26 protein-coding genes are annotated in these 26230 nt (G+C 72.2%); 18 read left to right on the top strand and 8 right to left on the bottom strand.

The genetic code is table 11. The annotated features are described in order from the left end of the window. The first annotated feature begins 55 nt into the window (after positions 1 to 55). The 5 genes from sucB to ACIQZN_RS12310 all read left to right on the top strand — a co-directional run bounded on the left by sucB (position 56) and on the right by ACIQZN_RS12310 (position 7172). Positions 56 to 1849, top strand: a complete 1794-nt coding sequence (gene sucB / locus ACIQZN_RS12330) for a 2-oxoglutarate dehydrogenase, E2 component, dihydrolipoamide succinyltransferase (RefSeq protein WP_403991312.1) — start codon at positions 56 to 58, stop codon at positions 1847 to 1849. A gap of 131 nt (positions 1850 to 1980) precedes the next feature. Beyond that, positions 1981 to 2604 (top strand): GntR family transcriptional regulator, encoded by a 624-nt coding sequence (locus ACIQZN_RS12325; RefSeq protein ID WP_018103556.1) that lies wholly within the window; start codon positions 1981 to 1983, stop codon positions 2602 to 2604. Between the two features lie 255 nt (positions 2605 to 2859). Continuing rightward, a complete protein-coding gene (aceE, locus tag ACIQZN_RS12320; RefSeq protein ID WP_403991309.1) occupies positions 2860 to 5529 on the top strand; it encodes a pyruvate dehydrogenase (acetyl-transferring), homodimeric type in 2670 nt (889 codons plus the stop codon). 76 nt (positions 5530 to 5605) lie between these two features. Further along, positions 5606 to 6586: a helix-turn-helix transcriptional regulator gene (locus ACIQZN_RS12315; RefSeq protein ID WP_403991306.1), complete on the top strand. Its 981-nt coding sequence runs from the start codon at positions 5606 to 5608 to the stop codon at positions 6584 to 6586. Between the two features lie 61 nt (positions 6587 to 6647). Further along, positions 6648 to 7172 (top strand): DUF4240 domain-containing protein, encoded by a 525-nt coding sequence (locus ACIQZN_RS12310; RefSeq protein WP_403991630.1) that lies wholly within the window; start codon positions 6648 to 6650, stop codon positions 7170 to 7172. Here the strand turns inward: ACIQZN_RS12310 and ACIQZN_RS12305 are convergent. After that, the gene (locus ACIQZN_RS12305; RefSeq protein ID WP_403991303.1) at positions 7162 to 7698 is read right to left on the bottom strand and encodes a GNAT family N-acetyltransferase; all 537 of its coding nucleotides are present in this window, start codon (positions 7696 to 7698) and stop codon (positions 7162 to 7164) included. The two genes, ACIQZN_RS12310 and ACIQZN_RS12305, sit on opposite strands and share 11 nt — an antisense overlap. Before the next feature lie 56 nt (positions 7699 to 7754). On the opposite strand from ACIQZN_RS12305, the gene ACIQZN_RS12300 reads away from it, so the two are divergent. Both ACIQZN_RS12300 and ACIQZN_RS12295 read left to right on the top strand, forming a co-directional pair. Beyond that, the gene (locus ACIQZN_RS12300) at positions 7755 to 8654 is read left to right on the top strand and encodes a TIGR01777 family oxidoreductase (protein WP_403991300.1); all 900 of its coding nucleotides are present in this window, start codon (positions 7755 to 7757) and stop codon (positions 8652 to 8654) included. A 182-nt stretch (positions 8655 to 8836) separates the two neighbouring features. Further along, entirely contained in the window at positions 8837 to 10183 is a 1347-nt protein-coding gene (locus ACIQZN_RS12295) for an NAD(P)/FAD-dependent oxidoreductase (protein WP_403991297.1), read from the top strand. Positions 10184 to 10208: 25 nt separating this feature from the next. On the opposite strand, the gene ACIQZN_RS12290 is transcribed toward ACIQZN_RS12295, so the two are convergent. Continuing rightward, positions 10209 to 11783, bottom strand: coding sequence for a regulator (locus ACIQZN_RS12290; protein WP_403991294.1), 1575 nt, complete (start codon positions 11781 to 11783; stop codon positions 10209 to 10211). Positions 11784 to 12043: 260 nt separating this feature from the next. Between ACIQZN_RS12290 and lipB the strand changes: the two genes are divergently transcribed. From lipB to ACIQZN_RS12270, 4 genes are all read left to right on the top strand, one after another. Further along, complete coding sequence (gene lipB / locus ACIQZN_RS12285; protein ID WP_403991290.1) at positions 12044 to 12856, top strand: lipoyl(octanoyl) transferase LipB; 813 nt, start codon at positions 12044 to 12046, stop codon at positions 12854 to 12856. A gap of 159 nt (positions 12857 to 13015) precedes the next feature. After that, complete coding sequence (gene lipA / locus ACIQZN_RS12280; protein ID WP_403991627.1) at positions 13016 to 13951, top strand: lipoyl synthase; 936 nt, start codon at positions 13016 to 13018, stop codon at positions 13949 to 13951. A gap of 241 nt (positions 13952 to 14192) precedes the next feature. Beyond that, positions 14193 to 14408, top strand: a complete 216-nt coding sequence (locus tag ACIQZN_RS12275; RefSeq protein WP_265544713.1) for a hypothetical protein — start codon at positions 14193 to 14195, stop codon at positions 14406 to 14408. 10 nt (positions 14409 to 14418) lie between these two features. Next, positions 14419 to 15126: a DUF4191 domain-containing protein gene (locus tag ACIQZN_RS12270; protein WP_018103545.1), complete on the top strand. Its 708-nt coding sequence runs from the start codon at positions 14419 to 14421 to the stop codon at positions 15124 to 15126. A gap of 63 nt (positions 15127 to 15189) precedes the next feature. Here the strand turns inward: ACIQZN_RS12270 and ACIQZN_RS12265 are convergent, their stop codons facing one another. Then, positions 15190 to 15657, bottom strand: a complete 468-nt coding sequence (locus tag ACIQZN_RS12265) for an RDD family protein (RefSeq protein ID WP_403991286.1) — start codon at positions 15655 to 15657, stop codon at positions 15190 to 15192. A 297-nt stretch (positions 15658 to 15954) separates the two neighbouring features. Here ACIQZN_RS12265 and glnA point away from each other — a divergent pair, with 297 nt between their 5' ends. Continuing rightward, entirely contained in the window at positions 15955 to 17364 is a 1410-nt protein-coding gene (gene glnA, locus ACIQZN_RS12260) for a type I glutamate--ammonia ligase (protein WP_328899850.1), read from the top strand. Positions 17365 to 17425: 61 nt separating this feature from the next. Here glnA and ACIQZN_RS12255 read toward each other — a convergent pair whose 3' ends face one another. Beyond that, positions 17426 to 17938 (bottom strand): GNAT family N-acetyltransferase, encoded by a 513-nt coding sequence (locus ACIQZN_RS12255; RefSeq protein WP_403991283.1) that lies wholly within the window; start codon positions 17936 to 17938, stop codon positions 17426 to 17428. Next, positions 17929 to 18159, bottom strand: a complete 231-nt coding sequence (locus tag ACIQZN_RS12250; protein WP_403991280.1) for a hypothetical protein — start codon at positions 18157 to 18159, stop codon at positions 17929 to 17931. Before ACIQZN_RS12250 ends, ACIQZN_RS12255 begins: the two co-directional genes overlap by 10 nt. A 19-nt stretch (positions 18160 to 18178) precedes the next feature. On the opposite strand from ACIQZN_RS12250, the gene ACIQZN_RS12245 reads away from it, so the two are divergent. Continuing rightward, positions 18179 to 18634: a GNAT family N-acetyltransferase gene (locus tag ACIQZN_RS12245; protein WP_403991278.1), complete on the top strand. Its 456-nt coding sequence runs from the start codon at positions 18179 to 18181 to the stop codon at positions 18632 to 18634. Positions 18635 to 18857: 223 nt separating this feature from the next. Here ACIQZN_RS12245 and ACIQZN_RS12240 read toward each other — a convergent pair whose 3' ends face one another. After that, positions 18858 to 20363 (bottom strand): SulP family inorganic anion transporter, encoded by a 1506-nt coding sequence (locus ACIQZN_RS12240; RefSeq protein ID WP_403991275.1) that lies wholly within the window; start codon positions 20361 to 20363, stop codon positions 18858 to 18860. Positions 20364 to 20812: 449 nt separating this feature from the next. Here ACIQZN_RS12240 and ACIQZN_RS12235 point away from each other — a divergent pair, with 449 nt between their 5' ends. Continuing rightward, positions 20813 to 21250 (top strand): hypothetical protein, encoded by a 438-nt coding sequence (locus tag ACIQZN_RS12235; protein ID WP_403991272.1) that lies wholly within the window; start codon positions 20813 to 20815, stop codon positions 21248 to 21250. Positions 21251 to 21309: 59 nt separating this feature from the next. On the opposite strand, the gene ACIQZN_RS12230 is transcribed toward ACIQZN_RS12235, so the two are convergent. After that, the gene (locus ACIQZN_RS12230) at positions 21310 to 21591 is read right to left on the bottom strand and encodes a hypothetical protein (protein WP_073965512.1); all 282 of its coding nucleotides are present in this window, start codon (positions 21589 to 21591) and stop codon (positions 21310 to 21312) included. A 142-nt stretch (positions 21592 to 21733) separates the two neighbouring features. Here ACIQZN_RS12230 and ACIQZN_RS12225 point away from each other — a divergent pair, with 142 nt between their 5' ends. Further along, complete coding sequence (locus tag ACIQZN_RS12225) at positions 21734 to 22099, top strand: arsenate reductase family protein (RefSeq protein ID WP_403991269.1); 366 nt, start codon at positions 21734 to 21736, stop codon at positions 22097 to 22099. A gap of 3 nt (positions 22100 to 22102) precedes the next feature. Here ACIQZN_RS12225 and ACIQZN_RS12220 read toward each other — a convergent pair whose 3' ends face one another. Beyond that, positions 22103 to 23014, bottom strand: coding sequence for a Gfo/Idh/MocA family protein (locus ACIQZN_RS12220; RefSeq protein ID WP_403991266.1), 912 nt, complete (start codon positions 23012 to 23014; stop codon positions 22103 to 22105). 235 nt (positions 23015 to 23249) lie between these two features. Here ACIQZN_RS12220 and glnII point away from each other — a divergent pair, with 235 nt between their 5' ends. From glnII to ACIQZN_RS12205, 3 genes are all read left to right on the top strand, one after another. Next, complete coding sequence (gene glnII, locus ACIQZN_RS12215; RefSeq protein WP_403991264.1) at positions 23250 to 24284, top strand: glutamine synthetase; 1035 nt, start codon at positions 23250 to 23252, stop codon at positions 24282 to 24284. Between the two features lie 82 nt (positions 24285 to 24366). Continuing rightward, a complete protein-coding gene (locus tag ACIQZN_RS12210) occupies positions 24367 to 25278 on the top strand; it encodes a DUF6891 domain-containing protein (RefSeq protein ID WP_403991261.1) in 912 nt (303 codons plus the stop codon). Between the two features lie 310 nt (positions 25279 to 25588). After that, positions 25589 to 26194: a winged helix-turn-helix domain-containing protein gene (locus ACIQZN_RS12205; RefSeq protein WP_403991258.1), complete on the top strand. Its 606-nt coding sequence runs from the start codon at positions 25589 to 25591 to the stop codon at positions 26192 to 26194. The last annotated feature ends 36 nt before the right edge of the window (positions 26195 to 26230 follow it).

Here is a 26230-nt window from a genome sequence, read left to right as displayed (position 1 = left end):
CGACCGGGCGCGACGACCGACCACTTCCGCATTTTCGTAAGGAGCAACTGAAACCATGTCGGTTTCCGTAACCCTTCCGGCGCTCGGCGAGAGCGTCACCGAGGGCACTGTCACCCGCTGGCTGAAGGCCGAGGGCGAGCGCGTCGAGGCCGACGAGCCGCTGCTCGAGGTCTCGACCGACAAGGTCGACACCGAGATCCCCGCCCCCGCCTCCGGCGTCCTGTCGTCCATCAAGGTCGCCGAGGACGAGACCGTCGAGGTCGGTGCCGAGCTGGCCATCATCGACGACGGTTCGGGCGCCTCGGCGGCCGAGGCCGCTCCGGCCGCCGAGCCGGCCGCGGCCCCCGCCGAGGCCCCTGCCGCCGAGGCACCCGCCGCCCCGGCGCCCGCCGCCGAGGCTCCCAGCGCCGCCCCGGCCGGTGGCGCCTCCGGCACCGACGTCACCCTCCCCGCGCTCGGCGAGAGCGTCACCGAGGGCACCGTCACCCGCTGGCTCAAGGAGGTCGGCGAGGAGGTCGCGGAGGACGAGCCGCTGCTCGAGGTCTCCACGGACAAGGTCGACACCGAGATCCCCGCCCCGGTCGCCGGTGTGCTGCTGGAGATCGTGGTCGGCGAGGACGAGACCGCCGAGGTCGGCGCCAAGCTCGCCGTCATCGGCGCGCCCGGTGCCGCTCCGGCCGAGGCCCCGGCCCCGGCTCAGCCCGCCCCGGCCCAGGAGGCTCCGGCCCAGCCCGCCCCGGCCCCCGCGCCGGCACCGGCTCCGGCCCCCGCCGCGCCCGCCCCGGCTCCGGCTCCGGCTCCGGCCGCTCCGGCCCCGGCGCCCGCCGCCCAGGCCCCGGCTCCGGCGGCTCCCGCCCCGGCTCCGGCCGCTCCGGCGCAGGCTCCGGCCGCCGCCCCGGCCGCGACCTCCGGTGACGACGGCGCGTACGTCACGCCGCTGGTCCGCAAGCTCGCCGCCGAGAACGGCGTCGACCTGGGCTCGGTCAAGGGCACCGGCGTCGGTGGCCGTATCCGCAAGCAGGATGTCGTCGCCGCCGCGGAGGCCGCCAAGGCCGCCGCCGCTGCCCCGGCGCCCGCCGCTGCCGCAGCTCCGGCCGCCTCCAAGGCGCCGAAGCTGGAGGCCAGCCCGCTGCGCGGCCAGACCGTCAAGATGACCCGTATGCGCAAGGTCATCGGCGACAACATGATGAAGGCGCTGCACTCGCAGGCCCAGCTGACCTCGGTCGTCGAGGTCGACGTCACGAAGCTGATGAAGCTGCGCGCCAAGGCGAAGGACGGCTTCGCGGCCCGTGAGGGCGTCAAGCTCTCCCCGATGCCGTTCTACGTGAAGGCCGCCGCCCAGGCGCTGAAGGCCCACCCGGTCGTCAACGCCCGGATCAACGAGGACGAAGGCACCATCACGTACTTCGACTCGGAGAACATCGGCATCGCCGTGGACGCCGAGAAGGGCCTGATGACCCCGGTCATCAAGGGCGCGGGCGACCTCAACATCGCCGGTATCTCGAAGAAGACCGCCGAGCTGGCCGGCAAGGCCCGCGGTGGCGGCCTGACCCCGGACGACATGTCCGGTGCCACCTTCACCATCAGCAACACCGGCTCGCGCGGCGCGCTGTTCGACACCGTCATCGTGCCGCCGAACCAGGCAGCCATCCTGGGCATCGGCGCCACCGTGAAGCGTCCCGCGGTCATCGAGACCGAGGAGGGCACCGTGATCGGTGTCCGCGACATGACGTACCTGTCGCTCTCCTACGACCACCGTCTGGTGGACGGCGCGGACGCCGCCCGCTACCTGACCGCGGTCAAGGCGATCCTGGAGGCCGGCGAGTTCGAGGTCGAGCTCGGCCTGTAACCAGCCTCACGATCGGCGCCCCCGTCCGGAACACTTCCGGACGGGGGCGCCGCCGTATTGTCTAGACACCACCGGTCGCCCCGGCCACCGTGCCCGGTGCAGGCGTACCGGTCTGTCCGAAGGAGCCCGTCATGACCCCGCCCGTCGTCCACTCGCTGCGCGAACAGATCCGCGAGCACATCGTGGAGGGGATCGTCAGCGGGCGCTGGAAGCCGGGCGAGCGGATCGTGGAGCGGCGCATCGCCACCGAGCTGGAGGTCAGCCAGACGCCCGTGCGCGAGGCGCTGCGGGAGCTGGAGACGCTGCGGCTGATCGAGTCGGCGCCCAACAAGGGCGTCCGGGTCCGCAACCTCACCGCGGCGGACCTGGAGGAGAGCTACCCCGTACGGGCGGGCCTGGAGCAGATCGCGGCCGAGCTGGCGGCCCCCGGGCTCGGCGAGGACTGCTCGCTGCTGGCCCCGCACGTGGCGGCGCTGTACGAGGCGGACCGGCTGGCGGACGGCGAGGCCCAGGTCCGGCACACGGTCGGTTTCCACCGCGAGATGGTCCGGGCGGCGGGGAACGCGGTGCTGCTGCACACCTGGGAGGGGCTGGGCATCGAGGTGTTCACGGCCCTGTCGATCCGCTGGCTGGGCACGGTCCAGAAGTCGTACGCGGAGGAGCACGAGGCCCTCATCGACGCGTTCCTGCGCAAGGACCCGGACATCGGGACTCTGGTCAAGGCCCACGTCCTGGGGTGCGCGCCGCGCGCCTGAGGCGCTGCGCAAGTGTCGTCCCCACCGCTCTTCCGTGCAGGTCAGCGCCCGTTTTGACGGGTAAATCCCGTCACTCGGTGCCCCATTTCATGGCACCGCATGCCAATTTCTTCAGATCGAGAAGTTTTCCACTTCATCCTTTGATCGATCATCGATCGGGGATTTACAGTTCACTCCGCGGGCCCACCGGCCCCATCGCCCTGTCCTGCCAGTCAGGGACTTCTCCACCCCCCTCCTCACCGGAAGGCGGCGATCATGACCGACCCCGTAGGAAAGCTTCCGAGCGAGCTCGACCAGCTCCCGGACCGCGACCCGGAGGAGACCGCTGAATGGGCGGCCTCCCTGGATGCCGTCACCAAGGCCGCGGGCCCGCACCGTGCCGCGTACCTGATGCGGCGCTCGCTCCAGCACGCCGAGGGCGCCGGTCTCGCGCTGCCCAAGCTGCTGGAGACCGATTACGTCAACTCCATCCCGACCGCCGCCGAGCCCGACTTCGACGGTGACCTGGAGATGGAGTCCAAGATCACCGCGTGGAACCGCTGGAACGCGGCCGCGATGGTCACCCGTGGCGCGCGCTTCGGCGTCGGCGGCCACATCGCCACCTTCGCCTCGGCGGCCTGGCTGTACGAGACCGGCTTCAACCACTTCTTCCGCGGCAAGGAGGGGGACGGCTCCGGCGACCAGCTCTACGTGCAGGGCCACGCCTCCCCCGGCATCTACGCCCGCGCCTTCCTCGACGGCCGGCTCAGCGAGCAGCAGCTCGACAACTTCCGCCAGGAATCGGGCGGCAACGGCCTGCCCTCCTACCCGCACCCGCGCCGGCTGCCCTGGCTGTGGGAGTTCCCCACGGTCTCCATGGGCCTCGGCCCGCTCTCGGCGATCTACCAGGCGCGCTTCAACCGCTACCTCGCCAACCGCAACATCAAGGACACGTCGAACTCGCACGTCTGGGCCTTCCTGGGCGACGGCGAGATGGACGAGCCCGAGTCGACCGCCGCCCTCGCCCTCGCGGCCCGTGAGCAGCTCGACAACCTGACCTTCGTCATCAACTGCAACCTGCAGCGCCTCGACGGTCCGGTCCGCGCCAACTTCCGCGTCGTGCAGGAGCTGGAGGGCGCCTTCCGGGGCGCCGGCTGGAACGTCATCAAGACGCTCTGGGGCAACGCCTGGGACGAGCTGTTCCAGCTCGACACCACGGGCGCGCTGGTCCGCCGCCTCCGTGAGGTCCCGGACGCGCAGTTCCAGACGTACGCCACCCGTGACGTCGCGTACATCCGCGAGCACTTCTTCGGCGCCGAGCCCGCCCTCGCCGAGCTGGCGAAGCTGCTCACCGACGCGAAGATCGCCGAGTGCTTCTACACCTCGCGCGGCGGCCACGAGGCCCGCAAGGTGTACGCGGCGTACCGCGCGGCCGTCGAGCACAAGGGCGCGCCGACCGTGATCCTCGCCCAGACGGTGAAGGGCTACACGCTCGGCAAGGGCTTCGAGTCCAAGAACGCCAACCACCAGATGAAGAAGCTGTCGATCGACGAGTTCAAGGGCATGCGCGAGCTGCTCGGCCTCCCGATCCCGGACAGCGCCTTCGCCGACGGCCTGGTGCCCTACGGCCACCCGGGCGCCGACTCCCCCGAGGTCCGCTACCTCCAGGAGCGCCGCGCCGCCCTCGGCGGCCCCGCCCCGGCCCGCCGGGTGCACGCGGTGGCGCTGCCGCAGCCCGAGGAGCGCGCGTTCGCCGCGCTCAAGAAGGGCTCCGGCAAGCAGGAGATGGCCACCACCATGGCCTTCGTCCGCCTGGTCAAGGACCTGATGCGGGACAAGCAGACCGGCAAGCGCTGGGTGCCGATCGTCCCGGACGAGGCCCGCACCTTCGGCATGGAGTCGCTGTTCCCCTCGGCCGGTATCTACTCGCCGCTGGGCCAGACGTACGAGCCGGTCGACCGCGACCAGCTGATGTACTACAAGGAGGCCAAGGACGGCCAGATCCTCAACGAGGGGATCACCGAGGCCGGCGCCATGGCCGACTTCATCGCCGCCGCCACGTCGTACGCGACGCACGGCGAGACGATGATCCCGTTCTACATCTTCTACTCGATGTTCGGCTGGCAGCGGACGGGCGACCAGTTCTGGCAGCTCGCCGACCAGCTCGGCAAGGGCTTCATCGTCGGCGCGACCGCCGGCCGTACGACCCTGACGGGCGAGGGCCTCCAGCACGCGGACGGCCACTCGCACCTGATCGCCGCCACGAACCCGGCGTCGCTCAACTACGACCCCGCGTTCGCGTACGAGATCGCGGTGATCGTCAAGGACGGTCTGCGGCGGATGTACGGTCCCGACGCCGAGGACGTCTTCTACTACCTGACGGTCTACAACGAGCCGAAGCCGCAGCCCGCGATGCCGGAAGGCGTCGAGGAGGGCATCGTCAAGGGCCTGTACCGCTTCAAGGAGGGCACGCCCGCCACGGCGGACGCGCCGCGCGCCCAGCTGCTGGCCTCCGGCACGGCGATCCACTGGGCCCTGGAGGCCCAGGAGATGCTGGCCGCCGACTGGGGTGTCACGGCCGACGTCTGGTCCGCGACCTCCTGGGGCGAGCTGCGCCGCGAGGCGCTGGAGTGCGACGAGGCGCTGCTCCACGGTGAGCAGCGGGTGCCGTACGTGACGCAGGTGCTGGAGGGCGCTCCGGGTCCGGTCGTCGCGGTCAGCGACTGGATGCGCGGGGTCCCGGACCAGATCAGCCAGTGGGTCGAGCAGGACTACACCTCGCTCGGCACGGACGGCTTCGGTCTCTCCGACACGCGTGACGCGGCCCGCCGCCACTTCGGCGTCGACGCCCCGTCCGTCGTGGTCGCCACGCTGGCCCAGCTGGCCCGGCGCGGCGAGGTGCCGGCGACCGCCGTCAAGGAGGCGCGGGACCGGTACGGTCTCTGAGCGTGATCAGGCCCGTCCGGCTTGAGGTCTTGTCCTCAATCGCCGGACGGGCCTGTCCTCTGTTCACAATGGCCGTATGCGTGCTGCCCGGCTGATCCGAATGGTGCTGCTCCTCCAGGCCCGTCCCGGCATGACCGCCGCCGAGCTGTCCCGGGAGCTGGAGGTGTCCGAGCGGACCGTCACCCGGGACGCGCAGGCCCTCTCCGAGGCCGGTGTCCCGGTGTACGCGGAGCGCGGCCGGGCCGGCGGCTACCGGCTCGTCGGCGGGTACCGCACCGGGCTGACCGGTCTCGCCCGCGACGAGGCGGAGGCCCTGTTCCTGTCCGGGCTGCCCTCGGCCCTGCGCGAGATGGGCCTCGCGGACGCCGCGTCGGCCGCCCGGCTGAAGGTGTCGGCGGCCCTGACGCCCGCGCTGCGGGACGCCCCGGCGGGGGCGGGCCGGCGCTTCCACCTGGACGCGCCCGGCTGGTACCAGGAGCCGGTCACCCCGGAGCTGCTGCCCGCCGTGGCCGAGGCCGTGTGGCGCGACCGGCTGCTCCTGGCCCGGTACCGGCGGTCCGGCCGGGACTCCGACGTCGAGCGGGAGCTGGCCCCGTACGGGCTCGTCCTGAAGGCGGGCGTCTGGTACCTGTGCGCCCGTGCGGGCGACGACACGCGGGTGTACCGCACCGACCGGTTCACCGCCGCCACCGTTTCGGACACCCCTTTCGTCAGGGACGAGGGTTTCGACCTGCCCGCCTTCTGGGAAGAGCGGTCCGCCGCCTTCGCCCGCTCCCTGCTGCGTACGGAGGTGACGCTGCGGCTCTCGGAGGCGGCCGCGCACCGGCTGCCGCACGTCGTGGACCGGGCCGCCGCCACGGCGGCGCTGGAGGCGGCCGGACCGCCCGAGGGGGACGGCCGGGTCACGGTCACCCTGCCGGTGGAGTCCCCGGACGTCGCCTACGGCCAGCTGCTGGGCCTCGGACCGGAGTTGGAGGTGCTGGCCCCGGCCGGGCTGCGGGAGAGGTTCCGGACGGCGGCCGCCCGGCTGCACGCGCTCTACGGGGGCGCGCCCTGACGGCTTCGTTCAGATGTCTGGGCGTGCATCCGCGGCTCTCAGGGCAGATGCTGGACCCGTGATGGACGAGACCGGGTTCTGGGAGCTGATCGACAGCACGCGCGAGGCCGCCGACGGCGACCCCGAGGACCATGCCGATCTGCTGGTCGACAAGCTGGTGCTGCTCGACCCCGAAGCGGTGCTGGACTTCGCCCGGCACTTCGAGGCCCGCTTCAACCGGGCCTACCGCTGGGACCTGTGGGGCGCCGCCGCGATCCTGCTCGGGGGCGCGAGCGACGACGCCTTCGACTACTTCCGCTGCTGGCTGATCGGCCGGGGCCGGGAGGTCTTCGAGGGTGCCGTGCACGACCCGGACGCCCTGGCCGAGCTGCTCGACTCCTTCGACGAGGAGCTGGACGGCGACGGCGAGGACCTGGGGTACGCGGCCGACGAGGCGTACGAACAGCTCACCGGCGTCGTCGCGCCCGACCTCGGCCTCCCCCCGCAGCCCGACGAGCCGGAGGGCGCCGAACTGGACCCGGACGACGACGCGGCCCTGGCGGCCCGGCTGCCCGCGCTCTGGGAGCGGTTCGGCGTCACGGGTTGAGCGGCCGGCCCATCATCACGTCGTCCACGTACCGCCCGTTCAGGAAGAACTCGCCCGGCAGCACGCCCTCCACGGTGAAGCCCTCCGCCTCGTACAGCGCGCGGGCGGGCGCGTTGTGGCCGAGGACCCGCAGGGTGATCCGGTTCGCCCCCTCGCCGCGTGCCGTCGCGCAGGCCGCGCGGATCAGGGCGCGTCCGACGCCCCGGCCGCGCGCCCAGTGGGCCACGGCGAGGCCCTGGATCTGCCGGACGTGCGCGTTGCAGGCCAACGGGGTCGGCGGCACGACCCGTATGTAGCCGGCCGGCGCCCGCTCCCCCGCCTCGTTGACCGCCTCCGCCACCAGGATGTCCCGGGGCGTGTGCCGCTCGTCGAAGAACGGCGCGTACGGCGGCTGCGGGCGCGGCTGCACCGCGTGCAGCGTCGACCAGGTGGCGCGGTCCAGCTCGCCGAGCGCGGACTCGTCCGCGAGGACGGCGCGGCGGACGAGGGGGGCGGCGGGCGCGGCGGATGCGGCGGAATCGGTCATGGCCGCCACTGTGCCACGGCCGCGTACGGCGGCCCCGGTGGGGCAGGATGGACGCCATGCCGCACTCCCGTATCGCCGTCAGCGGATCGACCGGACTCATCGGAGCGGCGCTGGTGCGCTCGCTGCGGGCCGACGGGCACGAGGTGGTGCGCCTGGTGCGCCGCCCGGCCCGGGCCGGAGACGAGGTGGAGTGGGACCCGAAGCGGGGGTACGTGGACGTGGCCGGGCTCGTGGGCTGCGACGCGGTCGTCCATCTCGCCGGGGCGGGGGTCGGCGACCACCGCTGGACCGAGGCGTACAAGAAGGTGATCCGGGACAGCCGGGTGCTGGGCACCGCCGCCCTCGCGGACGCCGTCGCCTCGCTCGACTCCCCGCCCGCCGTGCTGCTGTCCGGCTCCGCGATCGGCTTCTACGGGGACACCGGCGACCGCCCGGTCGACGAGGAGGCGCCGCCCGGGGACGGGTTCCTGCCGTCGGTCTGCGTGGAGTGGGAGGAGGCCACGGCGGCCGCCGAGGAGGCGGGGGTGCGTACGGTGCACGCCCGCACCGGCCTGGTGGTCGCCCGGGAGGGCGGTGCCTGGGGGCGGCTCTTCCCGCTGTTCAAGGCGGGGCTGGGCGGCCGGATGGGCGACGGGCGGCAGTACTGGAGCTTCATCGCGCTGCACGACCACATCGCGGCGCTGCGGCACATCCTGGACACCCCGGAGCTGTCCGGCCCGGTGAACCTGACCGCCCCGACGCCCGTCACCAACGCCGAGGTGACCGCCGCGATGGGCCGGGTGCTGCGGCGGCCGACCCTCTTCACGGCGCCCGCGCCGGCCCTGCGGCTGGCGCTCGGCGAGTTCGCCGGGGATGTGCTGGGCAGTCAGCGGGTGCTGCCCGCGCGGCTGCTGGGCTCGGGCTTCTCGTTCGCCTTCCCGTCCGTCGACGCGGCCATCCGCGCCGCCCTGCGCTGACGGACCGTCCGGGCAGCCCGGTTTTTTTCGGACGGGCGTGCGACCCCGTGCATCGGTGCTCCGGTCCGCGCGCGACTGCGCACGATCGGGCCACTCTCCTAGCCTCCTGACGAACTCACGCATTCCGGTGGGCGGTTGAGGGCATGAGCCCCCCACCACTTGCGCCGAACCGGGGAGGGCACGTGCTCAGCACGGCACACCACGCGGACGTCGTCATCATCGGGGCCGGGATCGCCGGCCTGTCGGCGGCCCACCGACTGACCAGCGCCGGGGTCAGTGTCAGCGTCCTGGAGGCCGGCCCCGGGGTCGGCGGCCGGATGGCCACCGACGAGGTGGACGGGTTCCGCCTCGACCGGGTCGGCCCGCTGCTCAACACCGCGTATCCGGAGCTCCGCACCACGCCGGGGCTCGACGGACTCGTCCTGCGCCCCTTCGATCCCGGGGTCCTCGTGCACAGCGAGGGCCGCCGCCACCGGACCGGCGAGACCCGCCGCGTACCGGGCGCACGCGGCGCACGGGGCGCGCTCAAGGCGGCGCGCGCCCTCGCGCACGCCCCCCGGCCGCCGCGCGCGGGCGCCCTCACCGGGGCGATGGGCGACGCGATCGACCACGCCCGGCTCGGGGTGGCCCTGGCCCGCCTCGCCGCCACGCCCCCGGCGCGCATCCTCGCCCGGCCCGAACGCGCCGCGCTCGACGCCCTGGCCGGCCGGCTCTCCTCCCGTACGCTCAGCGGTTTCGTACGCCCGCTGCTCACCGCGCTGCTGAGCGACCCGGGCCTCACCACGTCCAGCCGGTGCGCCGACCTCGCCCTGCGGACGTACGCGAGCGGACGGCTGTGTGTACCGGAGGGCGGGGCGGGTACGCTGCCGGCGCTCCTCGCCGCTTCCCTGCCGCCGGGCACCGTACGCACCGGGGTGCACGTCACCTCCGCCGACATCACCTCCGTACGCACCAAGGAGCACGGCGAGCTGGGCTGCCGGTCCCTGCTGGTGGCCACGGGGGCGAGCGCCGCCGCCGAGCTGCTGCCGGGGCTGAGGCTGCCGTCCTTCCACCCCGTGACGGTGCTCCACCACACCGCGCCCGCGCCCCCGCCCACCGGCGCCTCGCTCCTCCTGGACGCCGACCGGTCGGGCCCCGTCTCCCACACCGCCGTGATGAGCGAGGTCGACCCGGCCCGCGCCCCGGAGGGCCGGACCCTGATCAGCTCCACGGTCCTCGGCACCCCGCCGGACGACCTGGACCGCACGGTCCGCGCCCACCTCGCCGCGCTGTACGGCGTGCCCACCGACGACTGGGAGCTGCTGGCCGCCCACCACGACCCGGAGGCCGTCCCCGCGATGCCGGCCCCGCACGACCCGCACCGCCCGGTCCGGGTCCTCGCCGGCCTGTACGTGTGCGGCGACCACCGCGACACCGGCACCGTCCAGGGCGCCCTGGCCTCGGGCGCCCGCGCCGCCGCCTCGATCCTCCACGACCTCGGCATCCGCCCGGCCGCCGGAGACGCTCCCGCGCTCCCCGAGGCGGCCTGATCCGGACGCCGGACCCCAGGGCCGCTCAGCCCAGCGCGGCGACCCGCTCCCGGTAGCCGCGTACGGCGGCGGCGTCGCGGTAGGGCTCCAGCCGTCGTTCGAAGTCCCGTACGTACTCCGTGGCCCGCGCCGAGCGCATCTCGGCCGCCTGCTGGGCGGCCTCCGCGCCCAGCCGGCAGGCCTGGTCCAGCTCGCCGAGCCCGAGCCGGGCGGACGCCAGCACCACCCGGCAGAACAGCCTGCTCCGGGCGTACGCGGGGGCGCGCAGCTGGAGCGCGCGCTCCGCGTACTGCGCGGCGGAGCGGTACTGCTGGAGGTCGCGGTGGCAGTGCCCGAACTCGTCGGCGAGCTGCGCCTCGTCGAAGTGGCGCGCCCAGTGCGGGACCTCCTCGCCGGGGCGGGCCGCCTCCAGCGCGCGTTCCGCCCGGGCCAGCGAGGCCGTGCACGCCTTGGAGTCCCCGAGCACCGCGTGCCCGCGCGCCTCCACCGCGTGCAGCAGGGCCATGACGGTGTGGGGCGCGGCCGAGCCGATGCCCTGCTGTGCGACGCGGGCCAGCTGGACCGCTTCCCGGCCGTGGGCGAGATAGACAGCCTGGCGGCTCATGGTGATCAGCACATAGCTGCCGTAGGCCCGGTCGCCGGCCGCCTGGGAGAGGCGGAGCGCCTGGACGAAATAGCGCTGGGCGAGCCCGTGCGCCGCGATGTCGTAAGAGGTCCAGCCGGCCAGCCTGGTCAGGTCGGCGGCGGCCGCGAACAGCCGCCGGCCGGTGGCCTCGCCGTACGTGCCGCGCAGCATCGGCTCCGTCTCGTGCTCCAGGTACCGCACGAGGGCCTGCCGGGCGTGCCCGCCGCCGTAGGCGTGGTCGAGCGTACGGAAGAGCTCGGCCACCGAGCGCAGCGCGGCGACGTCCCCCTCGCCGACCCGGAGCCCCGAGCCCCGCTCGGTCTGCCGCTGCCGGGGCACCCCGGGGGCGCCCGTCGCGCCGCCGGCCGGGGCGCCGGGGGGTGCGGGCGTCCCACCGGGCCGCGAGGGCACCGGTCCGCGCACGCCGTGCCGCCCGCCCTGCTCGGGCACGGCGGTCAGGGCGCCGGCGACGGGGAGCTGGGCGCCGGCCGGGCGCGAGGCGCCGGCCCTGTTGGGCGCCGGGCGGCCGACCCACTCGTCGGCCCGGCCGATGAGCCAGTCCCGGCTGGGCACGACGAGACCGGCCGGGGTGAACGCGATCTTCCGCAGCTCGGTGTGGCTGCCGGAGTCCTTGCGCCAGAGGCCGCTGACGATGTCGACCGCCTCGGCGGGCGTGGCGGCGAACTCCAGGCCCGCGTAGACCGGGGCGCAGGCGTCGAGGCCGAGGTCCTGGGCGGAGAGCCGGCGGCCGAGGCGCCGGGTGAAGACCTCGGCGATGAGCGCGGGGGTGGTGCCCCGGGGCTGCTGGCCGCGCAGCCAGCGGGTGACGGAGGTCTTGTCGTACCTCAGGTCGAGTCCGTGTTCGAGGCCGAGCTGGTCCACCCGGCGGGCGAGGCCGGCGTTGGAGAACCCGGCCTCGGTGATGAGCGAGGCGAGCCGGCGGTTGGGCGTGCGCTGCGGAGGTCGTTCCGACATCAGCTCTAGGGTCTCCTGCCTTCGGGGCCGGGCAGCCCTCTGACGAACGGCGCGAATTTAACTGTCCGCGGGGCGGCCTCAGCACCCTTCGCTCCACATTCATCCGATCGTGTGAGGATTGTGGGCGGCGCTGACGGGAAGACCTGCCCGGCCCGTGCGCCGACGCCGGTCGTACAGTGACTGGGGCGCGATTCGTGCAGGGTGACGTGGTTCGGGGACACCCCCCGGCCCCCGGCACCGCGAGGAGAGAGGCTGCTTCCGTGACTGAGCTCCGGTTCGTCCGTATGGGATTCGGCGAGAACGCCGTCGACTACCGGGAGGCGTGGCAGAAGCAGCGCGAGGTGCACGCGGCACGGTTCGAGGACACCGTCCCGGACACCTGCCTGCTCCTGGAACACCCGCCCGTCTACACCGCGGGCAGGCGCACGGCGGACAGCGAGCGCCCCCTCGACGGCACCCCCGTCATCGACGTGGACCGCGGCGGCAAGATCACCTGGCACGGCCCGGGCCAGCTCGTCGGCTACCCGATCCAGAAGCTCCCGCGCCCCGTGGACGTCGTCGCCCATGTGCGCCGCCTGGAGGAGGCGCTGATCCGCACCGCCGCCGAGTTCGGCGTCGAGACCAGCCGCGTCGAGGGCCGCAGCGGTGTCTGGGTCCTGGGCGACCCGGTCGAGCAGCGCCCCGCGCTCGGCGGCCTCACGCTCGACTTCGACCCGCGGCTGGCGGACGAGGAGTTCGACCCCCGGCTCAACGGTCCGGAGTACGCCCCGTCCAACGCCGGGCAGCGCCGCGAGGACCGCAAGCTCGCCGCGATCGGCATCCGCGTCGCCAAGGGCGTCACGATGCACGGCTTCTCGTTCAACGTGAACCCCGACAACACCTGGTTCGACCGCATCGTGCCCTGCGGCATCCGGGACGCCGGTGTCACCTCGCTCAGCTACGAGCTGGGCCGCGAGATCACGATCGACGAGGTCCTGCCCGTCGCGGAGAGGCACCTGCGGGACATCCTGGAGAACGCCGAGCTCGCCCCCCGTACGATCGAGCGCACCGGCGACGCCATGGCCACGGCGTGACCCACGGAACGCGGTTCCGGGAATAGGCCCTGCCTGCCCCAGGTTGGGCAGACGTACAACCGAATGAACCACGGGCGTACCCTGGTGTTCGCCGAAGAATCCAATGCAGTGAGAGCAAAGGGGAGTGCCGGAGTGTCTGTCGCACCCGACGGGCGCAAGATGCTGCGCCTTGAGGTCCGGAACAGCCAGACCCCCATCGAGCGCAAGCCCGAGTGGATCAAGACCCGGGCGAAGATGGGCCCCGAGTACAACCAGCTGCAGAAACTCGTCAAGAGCGAGGGTCTGCACACGGTGTGCCAGGAGGCCGGCTGCCCCAACATCTTCGAGTGCTGGGAGGACCGCGAGGCCACGTTCCTCATCGGCGGTGACCAGTGCACCCGGCGCTGTGACTTCTGCCAGATCGACACGGGCAAACCGCAGGCGCTGGACCGGGACGAGCCCCGCCGCGTCGGCGAGTCCGTCGTCACGATGGACCTGAACTACGCCACCATCACCGGCGTCGCCCGCGACGACCTGGAGGACGGCGGTGCCTGGCTGTACGCGGAGACCGTGCGCCAGATCCACGCGCAGACGGCGGGCCGGGAGGCCGGCGGCACCAAGGTCGAGCTGCTGATCCCCGACTTCAACGCCGAGCCCGAGCAGCTCGCCGAGGTCTTCTCCTCGCGCCCCGAGGTGCTCGCGCACAACGTGGAGACGGTGCCGCGCATCTTCAAGCGCATCCGCCCGGGCTTCCGCTACGAGCGGTCCCTGGAGGTCATCACCCGCGCCCGCGAGGCCGGCCTGGTGACCAAGTCCAACCTGATCCTCGGCATGGGCGAGACCCGCGAAGAGGTCAGCGAGGCGCTCCAGGACCTGTACGACGCGGGCTGCGAGCTCATCACGATCACGCAGTACCTGCGGCCGTCGGTGCGCCACCACCCCGTCGAGCGCTGGGTGAAGCCGCACGAGTTCGTCGAGCTGAAGGACGAGGCCGACGCCATCGGGTACTCCGGCGTCATGTCCGGACCGCTCGTCCGCTCCTCGTACCGCGCGGGCCGTCTCTTCCAGCAGGCGATGGACCGGCGCGAGGCCGAGGCCCCGGTGCCGTCCGCGTAATCCGTATCGCACCCGACGCGGTCCGTCCCGTCCCCGCAGGTCCGAGAGGGCCGGGGGCGCGGACGGACCGCGTCGGCGTGCGCGGGGCCCGTATCAAGGTTTCATTGGTGTTTGACCGACCGGTCACGCGCTGGTAACACCGAACGGTGACCCTGGATACACGAGCGGTGCGGTGACAGAACCGCCACCCGTCTCCAGTCCGCGCAGCACACGTACATCGTTTCCGAGGGGACTTGCCACGATGCAGGCCGCGCCGGTACGCGCCACCGTCATCCCGACCGTCACCAACACCCTCCGCGCCGTGGAATCGCTGCTGCTCAGCGGCGGCCAGCGCACCGCCCGCCGCAACGCCTGGACGGCCGTCCTGGAGGACCGCCGCCGGGCGAAGGACCGGGCCGCGTCCGGCTACGTGCCGGAACGGGAGGCCGTGGCCGCCCGTCGTTCGAAGGCCACGTAAACTTCATTGCATGGCGAGGAAGGCAAACACCACTGAAGGCGCGGACAGCGCCGAGAACGCGGGGCGGCTCAAGCAGATCGCTCTGACCTACAAGATGACCAAGCGGACCGACTCCAAGATCGGTCTTGTGGTCGCGGGTGTGGGAATCGTCACCTTCGGTGTCATCCTCGCGATCGGTTTTCTGATCGATCACCCGATCTACCTGGGCATCCTGGGCTTCGTGCTCGCGCTCCTCGCGATGGCGATCGTCTTCGGACGCCGCGCCGAGCGGGCCGCCTTCGGGCAGATGGAGGGCCAGCCGGGCGCTGCGGCGGCGGTCCTGGACCGCGTGGGCCGGGGCTGGACGACGACCCCCGCGGTCGCGATGAACCGCAGCCAGGACGTCGTGCACCGCGCCGTCGGCAAGGCGGGCATCGTGCTGGTCGCCGAGGGCAACCCGAACCGGGTGAAGAGCCTGCTCGCGGCCGAGAAGAAGAAGATGGCCCGCATCGTGGTGGACGTCCCCGTCCACGACATCATCGTCGGCAACGGCGAGGGCCAGGTGCCCCTGAAGAAGGTCCGCACCAAGATGCTGAAGCTGCCCCGCGTCCTGACCGGCCCCCAGGTGACGGCCGCCAACGACCGCCTCCGCGCGATGGGCGACCTGATGAGCAACATGCCGCTCCCGAAGGGGCCCATGCCGAAGGGCATGCGGATGCCGCGCGGCAAGATGCGCTGACGCGTACAGAAACGTGAAGAGGGCGGGCCGTTCGCGGCCCGCCCTCTTTGTGTTCTCTACGTCTCAGGCGCGGATCTGGACCGCGCGGGCCAGGCGGTCGTGGAGGCCGCGGCCGTCGCGGTCCCAGACGAGGGCCGGGATCGCGAGGCAGAGCAGGACGCTGCGGACGAGGACCCGGAGGAGGCCGAGGCGGCCGCCGTCCTCGGCGACGACCCGGGTGCCCGTGAGGCGCTTGCCGGGGGTGCAGCCGATCGTGCCGACGGTGAGCACGCTCATGACGAGGAAGATGCCGAGCGCCCAGTTTCCGGACGCCTGCTGGTCACCGCGAGCGAACAGCCCGTATGCGATCAGCATGCACAGGGCCCAGTCGATGAAGAGGGCCCCGAAGCGCCGGCCGAGCGGGGCGATGGCCCCGGGGCCCTGCTCGGGGAGGCCGAGCCGCTTGCCCCGGTAGCCGAAGTCGGCGCCCATGTCCTCGGCGGCCGCACGCGGCCCGGAGAGCCACGATCCGATTGCTTGCCTATTGTCCACCCGACCACGGTACTGCGCCCGGCCGGGCGCCTTCCCCCGCGGGTGCCGTCCCATGCGTCGTCCCACTCCTCGGACGCCCTTTTGATACGGCCGGGAGGCCCGTAGGACCACGCCAAAGGGGCGGTCCGGGGGCCGTACGACCGCTCCTCGCAGCCGCGCCGGTTAACTTCGGCGAAACAAATGGGTCATGCTTGAGAAATCCGGTCTGCCTAAGGTCGGGTCCAGCGTGTGCCACCGCACTGGTCACACAACGAGCTGCAACCCCGTCCCTCCCGGGCCGGGAGTAGGAGGAGTTGGATGTTCCAGAACGCCGACGACGCGAAGAAGTTCATCGCCGACAACGACGTCAAGTTCATCGATGTCCGGTTCTGTGACCTGCCCGGTGTGATGCAGCACGTCACCGTGCCGGCGGCGACCTTCAACCCGGCCGACGAGCTTGCCTTCGACGGCTCGTCGATCCGCGGCTTCCAGGCCATCCACGAGTCCGACATGGCGCTCCGCGCGGACCTGTCGACCGCCCGTGTCGACCCCTTCCGCCGCGACAAGACCGTCAACATCAACTTCTTCATCCACGACCCGATCACCGGCGAGCAGTACAGCCGTGACCCGCGCAACGTGGCCAAGAAGGCCGAGGCGTACCTCGCCTCCACCGGCTTCGCCGACACCGCGTACTTCGGTCCCGAGGCCGAGTTCTACGTCTTCGACAACGTCCGCTTCCAGACGTCGGCGAACGAGAGCTTCTACCACATCGACTCCGAGGCCGCCGCCTGGAACACCGGTGCGGTCGAGAACAACCGCGGTTACAAGGTCCGCTACAAGGGCGGCTACTTCCCGGTCTCCCCGGTCGACCACCACGCGGACCTGCGCGCCGAGATGTCCCTGGAGCTGCAGAAGAGCGGCCTGGAGATCGAGCGCCAGCACCACGAGGTCGGCACCGGCGGCCAGGCGGAGATCAACTACAAGTTCAACACGCTGCTCGCCGCGGCCGACGACCTGATGCTCTTCAAGTACATCGTGAAGAACGTCGCCTGGCGCAACGGCAAGACCGCGACCTTCATGCCGAAGCCGATCTTCGGCGACAACGGCTCGGGCATGCACGTCCACCAGTCCCTGTGGGCCGGCGGCGACCCGCTGTTCTACGACGAGCAGGGCTACGCCGGCCTGTCGGACATGGCGCGCTACTACATCGGCGGCATCCTCAAGCACGCCCCGTCGCTGCTGGCCTTCACCAACCCGACGGTGAACTCGTACCACCGCCTGGTCCCCGGCTTCGAGGCCCCGGTCAACATGGTGTACTCGCAGCGCAACCGCTCCGCCGCGATGCGCATCCCGATCACGGGCTCCAACCCGAAGGCGAAGCGCGTCGAGTTCCGCGCCCCGGACCCGTCGTCCAACCCGTACCTGGCCTTCTCGGCGCTCCTGATGGCCGGCCTGGACGGCATCAAGAACAAGATCGAGCCGGCCGAGCCGATCGACAAGGACCTGTACGAGCTGGCCCCCGAGGAGCACGCCAACGTCCAGCAGGTCCCGACGTCCCTCCCGGCCGTCCTGGACGCCCTTGAGGCCGACAACGAGTACCTCCAGGCCGGCGGCGTCTTCACGTCCGACCTGATCGAGACGTGGATCGACTACAAGCGCACCCACGAGATCGCCCCGATCCAGCTGCGCCCGCACCCGCACGAGTTCGAGCTGTACTTCGACCTCTAAATCGCGGCTGCGCCAGAGCAAGAGCCCTGTCACTCCCTTCGGGGAGTGACAGGGCTCTTTGCTAACTCCCCCGCAGCGTCCTGACCATGACCGCGTACAGCGGGGAGTCGTCGGAAGGCTTGGCCTCGTCTCGCTTTTCGTAGCCCCACTTCTCGTACAGGGCTTGCACCCTCGGATGGGTGGAGTCGACCAGGAGCGTCACGAAGTCGACCTCGACCGATCGGATCAGCGCGTCGTGGAGCTGCTGCGCCCGGCCGGTCCCCTGCCACTGGGGCACCACCATCAGCTCGGACAGAGCGAGGATGCGGCCGCGCACGCCCCTGGGCCGGTCCGGACCCTTCCACCAGCCGCCCGGCTTGAACCTTGAACCGTACGCGTACCCGACCGCCCCGCCGTCCTCCCAGCCCGAGACGCACAGCCAGTCCTCGCGCCCGGACCACAGGTCGACGTAGTACGAGAACCGCTCGCGCGAGTGGAACGGGTCGGGCTCCTTTGCGTAGACCTCGTCGTGTATGTCCAGGAGCAATGAGCGCACGTTCGCGGCGTCGGCGTGCGTGTACGGTTTCAGATCCATCGGCGTGACTCCTCGATCCAGCTCACGACCTCGGGCGCCTTCGTGCCCGTGGCCTCGATGACTTGGCGGGTGACGGCGAGCGTCCTCGTCGTGCGCAGCGATCCGGACGCCGGCAGCAGCATCTCGTACGCGCGGCGTCCTGTTCCGGCGGCGAGCTCCACCTCTCCCTGCCTCGCCTGGGCGAGCGACAGGTGCGCCGTGTAGCAGGACCCGACCGTCATGGTCGGCTACGGTCGCCAGGTGCCGGAGTCCTTGGAGGCGCGTGCCGAGGGCATGCAGCACCAGCTCCGGGGGGCCAACATCCGCTTCACCGTTTACGACCTGAGCGGCGCCGCGCCCGTCCCGGTCGGCGTCACCACCCTGCTGCCCGACGATTCCGTGCGTACCGCAGAGTTCGTCGTCATGCTGGCGCGCGAAGCCCGTGGGCGCGGGCTCGGTGTCGAGGCGACTCGGCTGACCCTCGACTACGCGTTCCACGTGGCCAGTCTGCGCATGGTGTGGCTCAAGGTTCTGGCCCCGAACGCAGCCGGGATCAAGGCGTACGAGCGTGCCGGGTTCCGGCACGCGGGGCGGCTGCGTGAGGGCGGGTACTGGCTCGGGCAGGTGTGTGACGAGGTGGTGATGGACGCCCTCGCGCAGGACTTCAGCGGGACTTCGGCGGTGCGGGCGCTTCTGGGGCGCGACCACACGGAGTGAGTCCTCACTCCGTGTGGTCGGGTAATGACCGAATCCAAGGAGGACGAGCCGGGCCTGACCCTGCCGGCGCTGGTCGACGTCTTCCTGCACGGGGCGGTCGCGGGGTAGGCGCGCCGACGGGGGGGGCCGGGGGCCCGGAGAAGCAGTCGCTCCCCCGGGGGCCCGGGGACGGGCGGCCGCTCCCCCGGGCCCCCGCCCTTTCCCTCAGTGCCCGCCCCTCAGTTCAGTGCCCGCCCGTCAGCTCGCCGCTCAGCGTGCGGTGGAGGGCCGCGCTCGGCTGGTTGAGGCCCACTATCTCGACCGTCTTGCCGCGTTGGGCGTACTTCGTCTCGATCGCGTCCAGGGCCGCGACCGAGGAGGCGTCCCAGATGTGGGTGGCCGTGAGGTCGATGACGATCCTGTCGGGGTCGGTGGCGTACGCGAAGCGGGTGACCAGGTCGTTGGAGGAGGCGAAGAAGAGTTCGCCGGTGACGGAGTAGACGACCTGGCCGCCGTCCGGGTCCACGACCGCGGTGACGTCGGCCAGGTGCGCGACGCGGCGGGCGAAGATCACCATCGCGGTGACCGAGCCGACGACGACGCCGATCGCCAGGTTGGACGTGGCGACGACGATGGCGACGGTGATGACCATGACCGCCGTCTCGCCCACCGGCATGCGGCGCAGGGTCTTCGGGGCGATGGAGTGCCAGTCGAACGTGGCGAAGGAGACCATCACCATCACCGCGACCAGCGCCGCCATCGGGATGTCCGAGACGACCGGGCCGAAGACGATGCAGAGGACCATCAGGAACGAGCCCGCGAGGAAGGTGGAGAGACGGGTGCGGGCCCCGGAGACCCGGACGTTGATCATCGTCTGGCCGATCATGGCGCAGCCGCCCATGCCGCCGAAGAAGCCGGTGACGATGTTGGCGATGCCCTGGCCGACCGATTCACGGGTCTTGTCGGAGCGGGTGTCCGTGATGTCGTCCACCAGCTGCGCGGTCATCAGGGACTCCATGAGACCGACCAGTGCCATCGCCAGGGCGTACGGGGCGATGGTGGTCAGCGTGTCCAGGGTGAACGGCACGTCGGGCAGGCCGGGCACGGGGAGCGAGGAGGGCAGCTCGCCCTTGTCGCCGACGGCCGGGACCGCGATCCCCGCCGCCAGGGTGATCGTGGTGAGGACGACGATGGAGACCAGGGGCGCTGGGATCACCCGGGTGACCTTCGGGAAGAACACCATCAGCAGCAGGCCCCCGGCGAGCAGCGGGTAGACCGCCCACGGCACGTCGTGCATCTCGGGCACCTGGGCCATGAAGATCAGGATCGCCAGGGCGTTGACGAAGCCGGTCATCACGGAGCGCGGCACGAACCGCATCAGCCTGGCCACGCCCAGGGCGCCCAGCAGGATCTGGAAGAGGCCCGCGAGGATCACCGTGGCGACCAGATAGCCGAAGCCGTGCTCGCGGTTGACCGGGGCGATCACCAGGGCGACCGCGCCCGTCGCGGCGGAGATCATCGCGCGGCGCCCGCCGACGACGGAGATCGTGACCGCCATCGTGAAGGAGGCGAAGAGCCCGATCGCGGGGTCCACCCCGGCGATGATCGAGAACGAGATCGCCTCGGGGATGAGGGCCAGCGCGACGACGAGTCCGGCGAGCACCTCCGTACGCCACACCTTGGGGTCGGAGATCCAGTCGGGTTTGAGGGCGCGCAGGCGGGGCGCGAACGCGGGCGTGGTGGAAGACAAGACGGTGTACCTGTCGGTCGGGCGCGCCCGGACGCGGAGCGCGGGCTTGCGGGGCTGGACAGCGGGGAAGGCGGGGGGGCGGCCGGCATGGGCCTGTCCCGGCGGATCAGGACCGGGGTGGAGCCGGACGGGCGTTTCCGGCCCCGGTCAGGGGCGGGCAGCGGGCACGGCTCAGGGGTGACGGGTCACGGCGGGCAGGCGGCGGTGCGGGGCGTCGTCATGCGCATCCGCTCGCTCGCTCTCTCATCCGCCGGGCACTCCGGTGCGCCTCGGTCTCCGCCGTTGGGCGTGGACCCCGCACGCGCGCGCACGGCGTTGGGCGAAAAGCCATCGTACCTTCCCTGCCGGGAAGGAGATCGAGTTGATCACCCTTGCCGTATCCGTAGCCCGGGCAACCGGACGGACCCCGAGGGGTCGCGCTGCGGGGCCGGAGGGCAGAGGGTGGGGGGATGAGTGAGCAGGCTCCGCCCGGCGGTCCGGTCCCGCCGCCTCCGCGGCGGCGGATGTGGCCGTGGGTGCTGCTGCTGGTCGCCGTGGTGCTGGCCCTCGCCGCGGGGGCGGTCATGGCGGTGCTGTCGGACGTACTGCACTCGGAGGGCTCGCGGAAGGTGCACATCCGGTACGAGGTGACGGGGACCGCGCGCGACGTGGTGCTGACGTACAGCACCTGGCGGGGCGAGGAGCTGTCGACCGGGCGGGTGGCACTGCGGTCGCTGCCGTGGGCCGGGGAGCTGGACTCGAAGGGCTTCATGAGCGGCGGCTCGTTCGTGGTGAGCGTGGGCCGGGGCGGCGGCGATGTGTCGTGCTCGGTGACCGTGGACGACGGCACGCGGCGTACGGACTCGGCCTCGGGTGCGTACGCGACGGCGAACTGCGACGGGTACTGAGAGGGCGGGCCCCCGGAAGGATTCCGGGGGCCCGCCCTGCGTCGGTCGGCCTGCGTCGGTCAGCGGCCGTAGCGGATCAGTGCGCGGACCATGCGGCAGGTGATGTCGGACGGCGGGTGGATGCCGAGGCGCGCCGCGGTCGTGCGTATGCGGGCGTTGTTCGCGCTGGACGGGAGGTAGACGCCGGTGTCGAGCAGGGCGATGGCGAGGCGCATCGCCTTGAGCCGGCGGTTGTGCGAGACGTACCACTCGCGGGGGCGGCCGGCGGGGAGCGGCTTCTTGGTCAGGGGCTGGTGCAGGGGCTTGTCGAGCGGCTTGGTCGTGACTGCGGCAACGGCCATGGGCTACCTCCTGGCACGGTGGCGGAACTCTTCGGGAACCCTCCCGAACTGACTCCCATTCTACCGGCCCGCACTGACAATCACCCCTGGCCAGAGGGGTTTTCAGCCTCTCCTGCGAGACCCATCCCGTACCTTTGGCCCCATGGAGATCTGGATCAATCCCGCGTGTTCCAAGTGCCGCAGCGCGGTGTCGCTGCTCGACGCGGAGGGGGCCGAATACACGGTCCGCCGTTACCTGGAGGACGTGCCGTCGCCGGGCGAGATCCGGGCGGTGCTAGGCCGGCTCGGCCTCGAACCGTGGGACATCACGCGGACCCAGGAGGCGGACGCGAAGGAGCTGGGCCTGAAGGACTGGCCGCGTGCGGCGGATGCCCGGGAGCGCTGGATCACCGCGCTCGCCGAGCACCCGAAGCTGATCCAGCGGCCGATCATCACGGCGGAGGACGGCACGGCGGTCGTGGGCCGCACGGACGAGGCGGTCCGGGACGCGCTGGAGCGTGAAGCCTAGGCGTCAGGCCCCGTGGACCTGGGCCTCCGCCTCTGCCAGGAGCTCCGTCAGACGGACGCCGAACCGTACGTCGCAGGGGTGGGCCTCGCCCGTGCGCACCGAGGCGATCAGCGCGTCCACCGCCGCCGCGAAGGCGTCCACCGCCCCGTCCCACCTGGGCAGTTCGGCGACGCCGTGCTCACCCCGGAGGACGACCTCGACGCCGGCGGCGGCCACCGGCGCACCCAGGGTCAGGGTGACCGTGCTGGACGCCCCCGAGGTGTGGCGCAGGACGAGGTGGTGGGCGTCGGCGGGGCCACGGGCGGCGGTCAGTTCGGTGACGTCGCCCAGGATCGGGAGCAGGACCGAGAGGGCGTGCGGGCCGACGTCCCAGAGGCCGCCGCGCTCCCGGCGCCAGGGGGACGCGGCATAGTCGTTGTCGGTGCCGGGGGCCCAGAGCGCGGCGATCCACTCGGCGCGGGCGGTGAACCAGTCGCCGGTCGCGGCCTGTTCGGCGATCCAGGCGGCGGGCTGCGGGGCGAACCTGAGCGTGCAGAACACGACGGAGGCGACCCGGGCCTGCTCGGCGGCCTCGGCGACCTCGCGGGCACCGGCGACCGTGGTGGCGACCGGCTTGTCCAGGATCAGGTGGCAGCCGGCCGCGGCGGCGCGGGCGGCCAGCGGGGCCTGCACGTCAGGCGGCAGCGCGAAGGCGATGGCGTCGCTGGTGGCGAACAGCTCGTCGAGCCCCGCGTCGCCGGAGAACGCCGGGGCACCGTACGAGGCTGCCAGCTCCCCGGCCGCCTCGGGCCGGCGGCCCCACACACCGCTGAGCACGACGCCGGGGTGTGCGGCGAGAGCGGGGGCGTGGGTGTTGCGGGCCCAGGGTCCGGTGCCGGCCAGGCCGACGCGCAAGGGGGTCTCGGGTGTCGTCATGGGTCCAGTGTGCCGGGTGGGGGCGTGGTGGGTGCGCGGCGGTTCGTACGCGACGGGGCGACCGCTCCTTCGGCAGGACGGCCACCGGCACCGGGAGCGGGCGCCCGTCACGCGTGCAGGCTCGACGGGCGCCGAAACCTCGGTAACACGGGGTTCACACGAGGGCAACGGTCGGGAAATCGCGGCTTGCGAAGCTGCGGCGCATAGACCGCAGCACCCGCAAAGGATGGCTTCCGTGACGTTCAAGGCTGAGTACATCTGGATCGACGGCACCGAGCCGACCGCCAAGCTCCGCTCCAAGACGAAGATCATGTCCGGCAGCCCGTCGTCCGACGTGGCCGCGCTGCCCATCTGGGGCTTCGACGGGTCGAGCACCAACCAGGCCGAGGGCCATGCCTCGGACCGGGTGCTGAAGCCGGTCTTCACCTGTCCGGACCCGATCCGCGGCGGCGACGACATCCTGGTCCTGTGCGAGGTCTTCGACATCGACATGACCCCGCACGCGTCGAACACGCGGGCGCTGCTGCGTCCGGTCGCCGAGCAGTTCGCCGGGCAGGAGGCGATCTTCGGCATCGAGCAGGAGTACACCTTCTTCGACGGCCACCGTCCGCTCGGCTTCCCCGAGGGCGGCTTCCCGGCCGCGCAGGGCGGCTACTACTGCGGCGTCGGCTCGGACGAGATCTTCGGCCGGGAGATCGTGGAGAAGCACCTCGACAACTGCCTGAAGGCGGGTCTGGGCATCTCCGGCATCAACGCCGAGGTCATGCCGGGCCAGTGGGAGTTCCAGGTGGGCCCGCTGTCCCCGCTGGAGGTCTCCGACCAGCTGTGGATCGCCCGCTGGCTGCTCTACCGCACCGCCGAGGACTTCAACGTCTCCGCGACCCTCGACCCGAAGCCGGTCAAGGGCGACTGGAACGGCGCGGGCGCGCACACCAACTTCTCCACCAAGGCGATGCGCGAGGGCTACGACGCGATCATCACGGCCTGCGAGTCGCTGGGCGAGGGCTCGAAGCCGATGGACCACGTCAAGAACTACGGCGCGGGCATCGACGACCGCCTGACCGGTCTGCACGAGACCGCCCCGTGGAACGAGTACAGCTACGGCGTCTCCGACCGCGGCGCCTCGGTGCGCATCCCGTGGCAGGTCGAGCAGGACCGCAAGGGCTACATCGAGGACCGCCGCCCGAACGCCAACGTCGACCCGTATGTCGTCACGCGGCTGATCGTGGACACCTGCTGCTCGGCCCTGGAGAAGGCCGACCAGGTCTGATCCGCTCCCCGTACGGGAAGGGCGCCCACCGCACGTGCGGTGGGCGCCCTTCGTTGTCAGTGCCGTGTGCCAGGCTTTCCGCATGCTCAGCGTGAAGGTCGAGACCGAGAACCAGCAGACCCACACCCGTGTTTCCGCCGAGAAGCTCGCGGACCTCGTGCACCGCATCGGCGCGCGCGGGGACAACTTCCTGGTCGTCCAGCGGATACCGGACATCCCCGGCACCTTCGTCCAGGTGTGGCACGAGGCGGGCGGGGACTACGAGTTGGAGCACCGTACGGGCACGGCGACGAGCCATGTCCGTACCGTCATCGGCGACCCCGCCCGGGTCGTCGCGCTGATGACCCGCTGGGCGCGCGAGGAGCCCGGCTGGGACGCGGGGACCGCCTGGGAGAGCGCCGGGATGCCGGAGCCGGAGCCCGTGCCGGAGCTCGCCGAGGAGATACGGGAGCGGCTGGAGCCCCGGATGCGGGAGCTGCTGCGCGGCGGTTACGGGACCGTGCAGACGCTCGCCGAGACGGCCGAGGACTACCTCGTGAAGGACGGGGTGCGGCCGGTGTCCCGGGCCCAGGCGCGGGAGTTGGTGGAGCGCCTCTGGCTGGAGCGGGTCGAGGAGCAGCGGGGCTGGGCGGAGGTGACGGACGCGGACCGGCTGGAGCGGGCGTTCGCCCGGCTGGACTGGGGCGGCATCACGGCCCGGGAGAATTTCACGTGCTGCCGCTCCTGCGGGATGAGCGAGATCGCGGCGGCCGGACGCGAGGACGCCCGGGGCTTCGTCTTCTTCCACGGCCAGGGTACGGAGAGCGCGGCGGCCGGGCACGGCCTCGCGCTGTACTACGGCGGCTTCAGCGATTCCCCGGAGAGGACGGCGGCGGTGGGCCGCGAGGTGGCGGCCGCGCTGGGCGAGGCCGGGCTGACGGTGGAGTGGGACGGTTCCCCGGACCAGGCGATCGAACTGACCGGCCTCGACTGGCGCAAACGGCTGGTGGGATAGGGCGGTCGGGGCCGGTCCGCCCGGGAGTGAGGAACGTAACGCAAAGGGTCCGTATCGACGGGTGAGAGAGGTCTGCTCCCCGGCCGGGTTCTCTGCTTCAATGGGGGCATGGCCAGCTACCCGCACCCCTCGACCGGTCGCAGCGACCTCGAGCCGTTCTGGCCCTCCCGTCAGCACCACGACTTCGACCGGGTGTGTTGCCGCGCGCTGAACGCGCCGGCCCTCTAAAGCCCTCACCCGGCCTTCGGTCCGCGCGCACGCAGCAAGTCCGTCCACCGACGACTCCCTCGCGCGAAAGAGCTGACCCCTCATGGCGAACACCCGTTCCTTCTCCGCCGCAGCTGCCACCGCAGCGCCGGCGGTGGCCGCTGCGACCACTCCCGTCCGTCCCCACTCCCCCAACCGGCACCGGCTCCGAGCCGTCGCCCCCGACGAGGTCGTCCAGCAGGCCGACGTCTCGGCGCTCCTGACGCCGGGCGCGACCTGGCTGCCGGCACCCCAGCACACCCTGCCCAGCCTGCCGGGCCGCCCGCCGATGGTCGGCTACCTGGTGCTCGTGCCCGCCGACCAGCAGCCGGCCTTCGCGGCGGCCGCCGCGCAGTACGCGGTGCCGGAGCCGCCCCCGCAGCCGACGGCGGGCCCGGTGACCATCGACTCCGTCCAGCGCTCCGCCTCCGTCAACGGGCGGACGCTGGACCTCACCTACCTGGAATTCGAGCTCCTGGCCCACCTGGTGGCCCATCCCCACCGCGTCCACACCCGCGACCAGCTGGTGACGACGGTCTGGGGTTACGGACATGTGGGCGACGGCCGCACCGTCGACGTCCACATCGCCCGGCTGCGCCGCAAGCTGGGCGCCGAGCACCGCCGCTCGATCCAGACCGTGCGGCGGGTCGGGTACAAGTACACGCCCTGACACACGGGCAAAGGGGCGGGCCCCGGTTCCGGTAAG

The organism is Streptomyces sp. NPDC097595 (assembly GCF_044761525.1).
GTDB lineage: Bacteria > Actinomycetota > Actinomycetes > Streptomycetales > Streptomycetaceae > Streptomyces > Streptomyces drozdowiczii_A.
This window is presented reverse-complemented; position numbering and strand designations above follow the sequence as displayed.